Origin of the sequence: Psychrobacillus soli, assembly GCF_006861775.1 — a bacterium.
Lineage (GTDB): Bacteria > Bacillota > Bacilli > Bacillales_A > Planococcaceae > Psychrobacillus > Psychrobacillus soli.
Map to the genome: position 1 here is coordinate 22,430 of NZ_VDGG01000047.1, position 9,425 is coordinate 31,854.

Here is a 9,425-nt window from a genome sequence, read left to right on the forward strand (position 1 = left end):
CGTGTTGAGTGGTGAGATTGTCTCGTTCATCCATTTATTGTTAATATCGGATCCCGATAAGCTAGTCTTTTTCATTGATTTTCGCTGCAGACGGCGACTCCAGTGGAGGCCAACAGGATGTTGGTCACAAAGGCGTTGCCACACGATGTGGCGCTCTTAGTCTTTGTTCATCTGTTGAGTAAGATGAGACTTCACAACGTACGCGCAAGCGGCGGTGAAGGCTCATCACTCACCCCACGGAAAGCGTCCGTCCTGCAGCGAGAATCACAGCGGTCACCTAATAGAACTCTCTACAACGTATTATCCTTACACCATGAACTATCCTTTATATGGGTAGTTTTTTTGTCGTTAAAAAAGGAGCTTTTCCACCGTTCTTTTGACAAAGTTTTTAAAAGTGACATGGTACCATTTAGTAAAAAAGGGGGGAGAATCATGTACGCGGAAGTCATGATTGCAACTAATACTTTTTTCAACTATACCGTGTTAGCATTTGCAAACAAAATTGGTTGGATAGAAAACCAAAAAAGATATTTGTTCCTTTCAGCTTTTATTGCTGGTGTGATTACAGTCATTTTCTCTCATCATGTAAGTACGATATTTTTATCATTTTTTGTAATGATTGGTATTGCTTTTTGGAAAAAACGTACACAAATCGTTAAAGCTATTACATTAACATTACTTGCGAGCGTTTTCGCAGGAGGATTATTAACCGCGATAGCACCGATGTACAGCAATAGTAATAATGCATTTATGCTGGTAAATTTTGCATTAATCGCTATTGGTGGACTATATTTCTTAACAAAACATGTACTACATCTCAATATTTCAAGTGCAGAAAGAGAATTATTATATACATCTCATATAACTTTGTTTGGGGAAACAAAGGAGTTAACGCTTTTTATTGACTCAGGAAATGTATGTAAAGAACCACTTTCAAACGATCCAGTACATTTCGTAGCGGCAGAGGTGTTACAAGATGTGCTACCAAAAGAATTGTTTCAAGCTATTAGCGACTGGGAGTTTGAAAAAGATAAAGGACTTGACAAACTCTCCAAAGAATATGCTACAAAATTACGTTTAATACCAATATCGACCATACAAAAAGAGAAAACTTGGGTAATTGGGATCAAGTACGAACAATGGTTAGTAAATGAACTGCCTCTACCAAAAGGATATATTGTTATGACAAGAGTGAAAGATAAATTCCCACACGCGGCAGATGGAATTTTGCATAGTTCTTCATATTTCCATTTAAAGAAAAGGAGTGTTAGATAATGCTGTTGAGATTATTGCGACGAATATATTATTGGATATTATCTTTTAGAAGAAGCGGAGTACATTACATTGGTGGTAATGAATCATTACCAAAACCGCTAACAAGAGAAGAAGAGCGTGAAATGCTGCTAGCTTTTATGGATGGAGACGAGCATGCGAGAGATGTATTAATCGAACGAAACTTAAGACTTGTCGTGTATATTGCACGAAGGTTTGATCAAACGAATACGAATATTGAAGATCTCATTAGCATTGGTTCTATTGGACTTATTAAAGCAGTAGAAACGTTTAATCTCGATAAAGGGATTAAACTCGCTACATATGCATCCAGATGTATTGAAAACGAAATATTAATGCATTTAAGAAAGACAAATCGTATGAAATCAGAAGTTTCTTTTGATGAACCATTAAACTCTGATTCGGACGGGAATGAATTACTTTTATCTGATATATTGGGAACTAGTGAAGACTTAATTATTGAAGATGTGGAAAAAAAGCTAGAAAGACAACATGTGTTTGAAGCGATTAATCTACTTGGAAATCGAGAAAAATATATTATGCAATGTCGCTTCGGTTTGAATGGAAAAGAAGAAATGACGCAAAAAGAAGTAGCGGATCATTTAGGGATTTCACAGTCTTATATTTCTCGTTTGGAGAAGAAAATAATTTTAGATTTAAAAGAGCTGTTAAATGAACCAATTGCTTAATGGGTGAAATTGGATTAGCCGCCTCGGAATAATCTTCACACTACCGGACAAACTGATTGAGAACCAATTAAAAAGTCCGGAGGAAGATCTATGACGAGAACAAAAGTAGAATTATGCGGCATTGATACATCTAAGCTTCCTTTACTTAAGCATGAAGAAATGAAAGAATTGTTTATCAGGTTACAAGCAGGTGAAGAGTCAGTTAAGGATGAACTAGTTATGTGTAATCTAAGGCTAGTTTTAAGTCTTGTTCAACGATTTGCATATCGCGGGGAACAAGCAGATGATCTATTCCAGGTTGGATGTATCGGGCTTATTAAGTCCATCGAAAACTTTGATTTGAAGCATAACGTTCGTTTTTCCACGTATGCTGTACCGATGATTATTGGAGAAATAAAAAGACATTTACGCGATCATCACTCCGTACGCGTTTCTAGATCGTTACGAGATATTGCCTACAAAGCGATGAAAGCAAAAGAACAATATATAAATGAACATTTACAAGAACCAACACTGGATGACTTATCGAAAATATTAGAAATACCAGTGGAAGATATATTACTTTCTTTGGATGCTATTCAAGATCCAGTTTCGCTCCAAGAACCTATTTTTAGTGATGGAGGAGACGCTATTTATATGATGGATCAATTATGTGATAATGATGTATCCGAAGATCAATGGGTAACATATTTTACCGTAAAAGAAAGTTTTCAAAATCTGGATGCAAGACAGAAGAAAATATTAACAAAAAGAATTTACTACGGGGCTACCCAAACAGAAATCGCAATGGATTTAGGATTATCTCAGGCACAAATTTCTCGCCTAGAAAAAAGTGCATTGTCTACGATTCAAAGCCATTTGAATCCTAAATGACTATTTGTTTAAACATGACGAAGAAAAATAGACGAAACGCTTTTTCTGCATAGAAGAAGCGTTTTTTTTCGATTTCGCTCATACAATGTGTTAAGAGGAGGTTGACAATGAAATTTTCTGATGCACAGCAAAAGGAAGTAATTGAAGCGAGTAGTGGCCAATTATTGGGATTTATAGTCGATGCGGAAATTGATAAAGAAAGCGGACGTATTATTTCTTTTATCGTGGAAACAAATGGAGCCTATCCAACTTTTTTTAACAAAAAAAGGGAAACTAAAAAAATTGCGGTTGAAAATATAGCTATAATTGGAAAAGATGTAATAATTGTTTCAAGAAACATAGAATAGGCAAGTTTCATCATTGATAAATCAGTGTTTCATTGATACAATAAACAAAAACAAATGATGAAAAGTTGGTTTTCATATGACAAACGTACAGCAAAATTTACAACAAATAAAACAACATATTCAAGGCGCTTGTAACCGTTCTGAACGAAAAGTGGAGGATGTTACGATTATAGCAGTAACGAAAGAAGTTTCTGTGGATCGTACAAAAGAAGTAATCGCTACTGGCATAACTCATCTGGGTGAAAACAGACCGGATGGACTAAAGAACAAATTAGATGCCATTTCAGACAATGTCAAATGGCATTACATAGGAACGCTACAAACGAGAAAAGTAAAAAACGTCATTAATGAAGTGGATTATTTGCATTCGCTTGATCGCATCAGTTTAGCAGAAGAAATTGAAAAAAGAGCAACTTCCACGAAAGATTGTTTTGTACAAGTAAATATATCAGAAGAAGAATCGAAACATGGTCTTTCTATTGAAGAAGCAGAGTCTTTTATTAGCCAGTTAGAAAATTACTCCCGTATTCGTGTCATTGGTTTGATGACAATGGCTCCTAATACAGATGATCATACCGTTATTCGTAATGTTTTTCGGCAGTTAAAAGCACTACAAGAAAAAATTGCAGCGAAAGGGTTAATCCATGCACCTTGTCAAGAACTATCCATGGGGATGTCTGGTGACTATGAAATTGCAATTGAAGAAGGTGCTACATTTGTTAGAATTGGAACAGCATTAGTAGGTAAAGAGAGGGAGGAAATTAAATGAGCATGAAAGACTGGATGAAAAATTTCTTCTACTTAGACGAGGAGGAAGAAAATTCAGCAGCACAGCAGCCAAAACCTCAGCAACAACCAGTAGATAGTCAAATGCGACAACAACCGGTTAAGTCCCCTGTGAAAGAGCGTAAATTTAATACGACACCTAAAGAAATGGCTGTACCAAATTTAGTAAGCATTCAAAATGTACAGAAGTCTTCCAAAGTAATGTTAATAGAACCACGTGTGTATGCAGAAGCACAAGATATTTCAGAACACCTGAAAAGTAAAAAAGCGGTCATTGTAAATTTACAACGTATTGATAAAGATCAAGGAATCAGAATCATCGACTTTTTAAGCGGAACCGTATACGCTTTAGGTGGAGACATCCAACGAGTTGGCACGGATATTTTCCTTTGTGCACCTGATTCCGTCGAAGTAGCTGGAGCCATTTCGGATTATTATTATAACGATTTAGATTAATAGAGGAGCAATTTAAACTATGATTTTATTTTTAAACTTGTTAAGTCAAGCAGTAACAATCTATACGTATGCATTAATCGTTTATATTTTAATGTCCTGGGTACCAAGTATCCAACAATCCAGTATTGGAAAGTTTTTAGGTAGAATTTGCGATCCGTATTTAGATATATTTCGTAAAATCATCCCTCCACTAGGTATGATTGATATCTCACCAATTGTTGCTATTTTTACTTTACAGCTTGCAATGAGTGGAGTAGCGTATCTTTTTCTAGCATTCATTTAAACCTCACATTCGTGGGGTTTTTATTATACATAAGGAGATAAACTCAAATGGAACATGTGTTACAGCATTTTAGGAGAGAAGAACAGCCTTTTATAGAGCAAGTCGTAAATATAATGCATGAAGTAGAAAACAGGTATGCACCGAAGCTCACCGATTTCTTAGACCCAAGACAACAATTTATCGTTGATTCGATTCGAAGACAATATGAAGGGATCGAATCAGAAGCAGACGGTGCGCTAGATGATGCAGAAAGAAAAAGAATATTATTGTATCCTTCTTATTTTGTCCCAACGACTGAGGACTTCTCGATGACTGTTGCAGAAGTGAAATATCCGACGAAGTTCGTTACGTTAAAGCATAAGGATGTACTAGGATCGATGATGTCGCTTGGCATTGACCGGAGTAAATTTGGAGATATCCTTGTTGTAGATGGTGCTATTCAATTTGTCGTTGCTTCAGAAGTTTTGGACTATGTCCGAGCGAACTTTACATCTATCGGAAAAGTGAAAGTACAAATTGAACTGGTGGAAGATCCACTAAACTATTTTGAGCAGTCAGAAGAATGGCTAACCGAGACATTGACCGTAAGCTCTTTGCGTTTAGATACAGTACTTTCTGCTGTTTTTAATATTTCTCGTCAAAAATCTGCTAACCTTATTTCAAGTGGGAAAGTGAAAGTAAATTGGGCGGAGAAAGATCAGATGTCTATGGAATTGCAGGAATTAGACTTACTTTCGATTCGTGGATTAGGACGAGTTAAGTTATTAATGATCGAAGGAAGAACAAAAAAAGATAAAATTCGACTCCAAATTGGTCGTTTAGAGCCAAAAAAATAAATATATACAACAATATTCGAATTATAGATGTATTCACTCTATCGGAAATGTATAATAGAGGAAAGAATGATAGTCTAGTCAAAGGAGATGGAATAAATGCCATTAACACCACTTGATATACATAACAAGGAGTTTAGTAAAGGATTTCGAGGGTACAATGAAGATGAAGTAAATGAATTCCTTGATCAGATAATGAAAGATCTCGAAATCTTATTAAAAGAAAAAAAAGATCTCGAAACAAAATTGAAATCTTCAAGCGAAAAAGTTGGGCATTTCACATCGATTGAAGAGACTTTACATAAGTCTATCGTTGTCGCACAGGAAGCTGCAGAAGAAGTACGAAGAAACTCTCAAAAAGAAGCAAAGTTAATCGTTAAAGAAGCAGAAAAAAATGCGGATCGAATTGTCAATGAAGCACTGTCAAAGGCAAGAAGAGTCGCAATAGAAATTGAAGACTTAAAAAAACAATCTAAAGTATTCCGCAATCGTTTTAAAATGTTAGTAGAAGCACAGTTGGACTTGATTAATACAGATGACTGGAATCATTTAATGGAGTACGATGTGGATACAGCAAGTATTGATCGAATTTCGGCAACTGAAGACTAATACAAATCTTGACTGATTGACTTACTTTTTCTATAATGATTTCATATCATATAAATATGCGTTGAAAAAGACGTCTAATTAATATTTCGAACAAGCGACTTGGGGATGGTGAGAGCCCAAGCAATGAAATAGTTTTAGATTATCACTTTGGAGCAAGGACACTGAAAAAGAAAGTAAGTGTCTTCGGATTATGTCCCGTTATGGCATACTAAGCGGCGATTTTTTTTATAAAAACGCAAGTAGGGTGGTACCGCGAGCATGAACTTCTCGTCCCTTTTTGGGATGAGGAGTTTTTTTGTTTGTTCGTGCCGATTTTGAAATTTAGTCGCTTTTCTAAATATAAGGAGGAATTTAAATGGAATACAAAGACACATTATTGATGCCGAAAACAGATTTCCCAATGCGCGGAAATTTACCCGCAAATGAACCGAAAATGCAAGAAAAATGGAATGAAATGGACATTAACAAATTACAACTAGAACGTACTAAGGATCGTCCAGAATTCATCCTACACGATGGACCTCCATATGCGAACGGAGACATTCATATCGGGCACGCATTAAACAAAGTATTAAAAGATATGATCACTCGTCATCGTTCCATGACTGGTTATCACGTCCCTTACGTTCCAGGCTGGGATACGCACGGATTACCAATCGAGCAAGCTTTGACTAATAAAGGGGTAAAACGCAAAGAAATGACAGTTGCGGAGTTCCGTGATCTTTGCGAAAAATATGCCTATGAGCAAATCGATAACCAACGTGAACAATTCCGTCGTCTAGGTGTTCGCGGAGATTGGGAAAATCCTTATATTTCATTAAAACCTGAATTTGAAGCTCGCCAAATTGAAGTATTTGGAAGAATGGCTGAAAAAGGCTATATTTATAAAGGATTAAAACCAGTTTACTGGTCACCCTCTTCGGAATCTGCATTAGCAGAAGCAGAAATTGAATACCAAGACAAAAAATCACCATCTATTTATGTAAGCTTCGAAGTAAAAGATGCAAAAGATGTTGTACCAGCAGATGCAAAATTCATCATTTGGACGACAACTCCTTGGACAATTCCAGCAAACTTAGGTATTTCCGTGCATCCAGAATTTACTTATGTTGTTGCACAAGTAGCGGACAATAAGTTCATTGTAGCGAAAGATTTATTAGCATCATTAGCGGAAACTTTAGAGTGGGAAGCATATGAAGTGCTACAAGAAATTAAAGGTGCAGATTTAGAATATATTGTGGCGAAGCATCCAATTTATGATCGTGATTCCTTAGTTATGATTGGGGAGCATGTAACAGCCGATGCTGGTACTGGTTGCGTTCATACAGCACCAGGTCACGGGGAAGATGACTACTTAATTGGAAAACAATACGGTTTGGATATTTTAAGTCCAGTAGATAATCGTGGTTGCTATACTGATGAAGCACCTGGCTTTGAAGGATTATTTTATGACGATGCAAACAAAGTTGTAACAGAAAAACTAAAAGAACTAGGTAGACTTGAAAAGTTAACTTTCTTTACACATTCTTATCCACATGACTGGCGTACGAAAAAACCAGTTATTTATCGTGCAACACCACAATGGTTTGCTTCTATTGATGCATTCCGTGATGAATTACTGCAAGCAGTTCGTGAAACAGCGTTTACACCAGCATGGGGTGAAACTCGTCTGTACAATATGATTCGTGACCGAGGAGATTGGGTTATTTCTCGTCAACGTGCATGGGGTGTACCGATTCCAATTTTCTACGCGGAAAACGGAGAGCCAATCATTACACCAGAAACAATTGCGAACGTATCTACATTGTTCCGTGAGCATGGGTCTAATATTTGGTTCCAAAAAGAAGCAAAAGAGCTATTACCAGAAGGCTTTACACATCCAGGTAGCCCAAATGGTCAATTTACAAAAGAAAACGATATTATGGACGTTTGGTTTGACTCAGGTTCTTCTCACCAAGGTGTACTTGTTGAGCGTGGGATGAAATATCCAGCAGATCTTTACTTAGAAGGATCTGACCAATATCGTGGTTGGTTTAACTCATCTCTTATTACAAGTGTTGCGATTAACGGGTACGCACCATATAAAGGATTGCTTTCTCACGGTTTCGTATTAGACGGAGAAGGTCGCAAAATGAGTAAATCAGTTGGAAATGTAATTCTCCCATCTAAAGTAATGAACCAATATGGTGCAGATATTTTACGTTTATGGGTTGCATCAGTCGATTATACGGGCGACGTTCGAATTTCGATGGATATGTTAAAACAAGTGTCAGAAGTATATCGTAAAATTCGTAACACATTCCGTTTCCTACATGGTAACGTTACAGATTTCAACCCTGCAACAGATCGTGTCGCATATGAAAACTTACGCGAAATGGATAAATATGTGTTCATGCGTTTACAAGATGTATTAAAAACAGCACGCTCGGCATATGATCGCTACGATTTCGCTGCAGTTTACCACGCTGTAAACAATTTTGTTGCAGGTGAGTTAAGCTCGTTCTATTTAGATGTTGCGAAGGATGTTGTATACATTTACGGAGAGAATCATCCAGATCGTCGTGCGATGCAAACAGTCATGTATGATACTCTATTTACATTATTAAAAGTAATGACACCAATATTACCGCATACGACAGATGAGCTTTGGGCTTATTTGGAGCATGAAACAGAAGCAAGTATTCAATTAACGGATATGCCTGATGCTGTGCAATATCCAGATTTCGAAGACTTAGCTACTAAATGGACGAAAGTTATGGATTTACGTGACGATGTGTTAAAAGCATTAGAAGAAGCACGTAATGTAAAAACAATTGGTAAATCATTAGAAGCAAAAATAACTTTATATGTGAAAGATGAATATAAATCATTGTTTGAAACAGATGCAATTGATTTTGCACAATTGTTTATCGTATCTAAATTTGAGTTAGTAGCAACTGCTGCTGCAAATAGTCTTGTACTGGAGCATGCATCGGTATTAGTAGAAAAAGCAGATGGAGAAAAATGTGAACGCTGCTGGACTATTTCGGAAACGGTTGGAACGAATGAAAAACACGCAACATTATGTACGCGCTGTGCGGATGTTGTAGAAGAAAATTACATGTAATAAGTAAATGTGGCCCTTTTAGTAGGGCCACATTTTTTTTTAGCTTTAAGATTCCTATAATATGTAAAAATTATCATCGTCTCACTACAAGTAAACTTGCTATTTTGAGAATTGGTTGCTTTCACTGGTAATTTGGTTGCTGTCGTGCTG

Annotated in this window: 10 protein-coding genes and 1 other annotated feature; all 10 genes read left to right on the top strand. The window is 36.6% G+C overall.

Going from position 1 to position 9,425, the window contains the following annotated elements; translation table 11 throughout:
- Positions 1-432 precede the first annotated feature (432 nt).
- The 10 genes from FG383_RS17115 to ileS all read left to right on the top strand — a co-directional run bounded on the left by FG383_RS17115 (position 433) and on the right by ileS (position 9,275).
- Entirely contained in the window at positions 433-1,275 is an 843-nt protein-coding gene (locus FG383_RS17115; RefSeq protein WP_185907991.1) for a sigma-E processing peptidase SpoIIGA, read from the top strand.
- Positions 1,275-1,982 carry an RNA polymerase sporulation sigma factor SigE gene (gene sigE, locus FG383_RS17120; protein WP_142608616.1) on the top strand — a complete coding sequence of 236 codons (708 nt, stop codon included), beginning with the start codon at positions 1,275-1,277 and terminating at the stop codon, positions 1,980-1,982. Before FG383_RS17115 ends, sigE begins: the two co-directional genes overlap by 1 nt.
- A 90-nt stretch (positions 1,983-2,072) precedes the next feature.
- Positions 2,073-2,855, top strand: coding sequence for an RNA polymerase sporulation sigma factor SigG (gene sigG, locus FG383_RS17125; RefSeq protein ID WP_142608617.1), 783 nt, complete (start codon positions 2,073-2,075; stop codon positions 2,853-2,855).
- Positions 2,856-2,962: 107 nt separating this feature from the next.
- A complete protein-coding gene (locus tag FG383_RS17130; RefSeq protein ID WP_142608618.1) occupies positions 2,963-3,202 on the top strand; it encodes a YlmC/YmxH family sporulation protein in 240 nt (79 codons plus the stop codon).
- A 76-nt stretch (positions 3,203-3,278) separates the two neighbouring features.
- On the top strand, positions 3,279-3,971 hold the full coding sequence (locus tag FG383_RS17135) for a YggS family pyridoxal phosphate-dependent enzyme (RefSeq protein WP_142608619.1): 693 nt from the start codon (positions 3,279-3,281) through the stop codon (positions 3,969-3,971).
- The gene (locus FG383_RS17140; RefSeq protein WP_142608620.1) at positions 3,968-4,444 is read left to right on the top strand and encodes a cell division protein SepF; all 477 of its coding nucleotides are present in this window, start codon (positions 3,968-3,970) and stop codon (positions 4,442-4,444) included. Before FG383_RS17135 ends, FG383_RS17140 begins: the two co-directional genes overlap by 4 nt.
- A 19-nt stretch (positions 4,445-4,463) precedes the next feature.
- Positions 4,464-4,727, top strand: a complete 264-nt coding sequence (locus FG383_RS17145; RefSeq protein ID WP_142608621.1) for a YggT family protein — start codon at positions 4,464-4,466, stop codon at positions 4,725-4,727.
- 47 nt (positions 4,728-4,774) lie between these two features.
- Positions 4,775-5,563, top strand: coding sequence for a YlmH family RNA-binding protein (locus FG383_RS17150; RefSeq protein ID WP_142608622.1), 789 nt, complete (start codon positions 4,775-4,777; stop codon positions 5,561-5,563).
- 96 nt (positions 5,564-5,659) lie between these two features.
- The gene (locus FG383_RS17155; protein WP_142608623.1) at positions 5,660-6,169 is read left to right on the top strand and encodes a DivIVA domain-containing protein; all 510 of its coding nucleotides are present in this window, start codon (positions 5,660-5,662) and stop codon (positions 6,167-6,169) included.
- Positions 6,170-6,221: 52 nt separating this feature from the next.
- Positions 6,222-6,447: a binding site (T-box leader), on the top strand.
- 77 nt (positions 6,448-6,524) lie between these two features.
- Complete coding sequence (gene ileS, locus FG383_RS17160) at positions 6,525-9,275, top strand: isoleucine--tRNA ligase (RefSeq protein ID WP_142608624.1); 2,751 nt, start codon at positions 6,525-6,527, stop codon at positions 9,273-9,275.
- Positions 9,276-9,425 lie beyond the last annotated feature (150 nt).

Coding starts and splice junctions, on each gene's coding strand:
- FG383_RS17115 (WP_185907991.1), top strand. CDS start 433: ATGTACGCGGAAGTCATGATTGCAACTAATACTTTTTTCAACTATACC.
- sigE (WP_142608616.1), top strand. CDS start 1,275: ATGCTGTTGAGATTATTGCGACGAATATATTATTGGATATTATCTTTT.
- sigG (WP_142608617.1), top strand. CDS start 2,073: ATGACGAGAACAAAAGTAGAATTATGCGGCATTGATACATCTAAGCTT.
- FG383_RS17130 (WP_142608618.1), top strand. CDS start 2,963: ATGAAATTTTCTGATGCACAGCAAAAGGAAGTAATTGAAGCGAGTAGT.
- FG383_RS17135 (WP_142608619.1), top strand. CDS start 3,279: ATGACAAACGTACAGCAAAATTTACAACAAATAAAACAACATATTCAA.
- FG383_RS17140 (WP_142608620.1), top strand. CDS start 3,968: ATGAGCATGAAAGACTGGATGAAAAATTTCTTCTACTTAGACGAGGAG.
- FG383_RS17145 (WP_142608621.1), top strand. CDS start 4,464: ATGATTTTATTTTTAAACTTGTTAAGTCAAGCAGTAACAATCTATACG.
- FG383_RS17150 (WP_142608622.1), top strand. CDS start 4,775: ATGGAACATGTGTTACAGCATTTTAGGAGAGAAGAACAGCCTTTTATA.
- FG383_RS17155 (WP_142608623.1), top strand. CDS start 5,660: ATGCCATTAACACCACTTGATATACATAACAAGGAGTTTAGTAAAGGA.
- ileS (WP_142608624.1), top strand. CDS start 6,525: ATGGAATACAAAGACACATTATTGATGCCGAAAACAGATTTCCCAATG.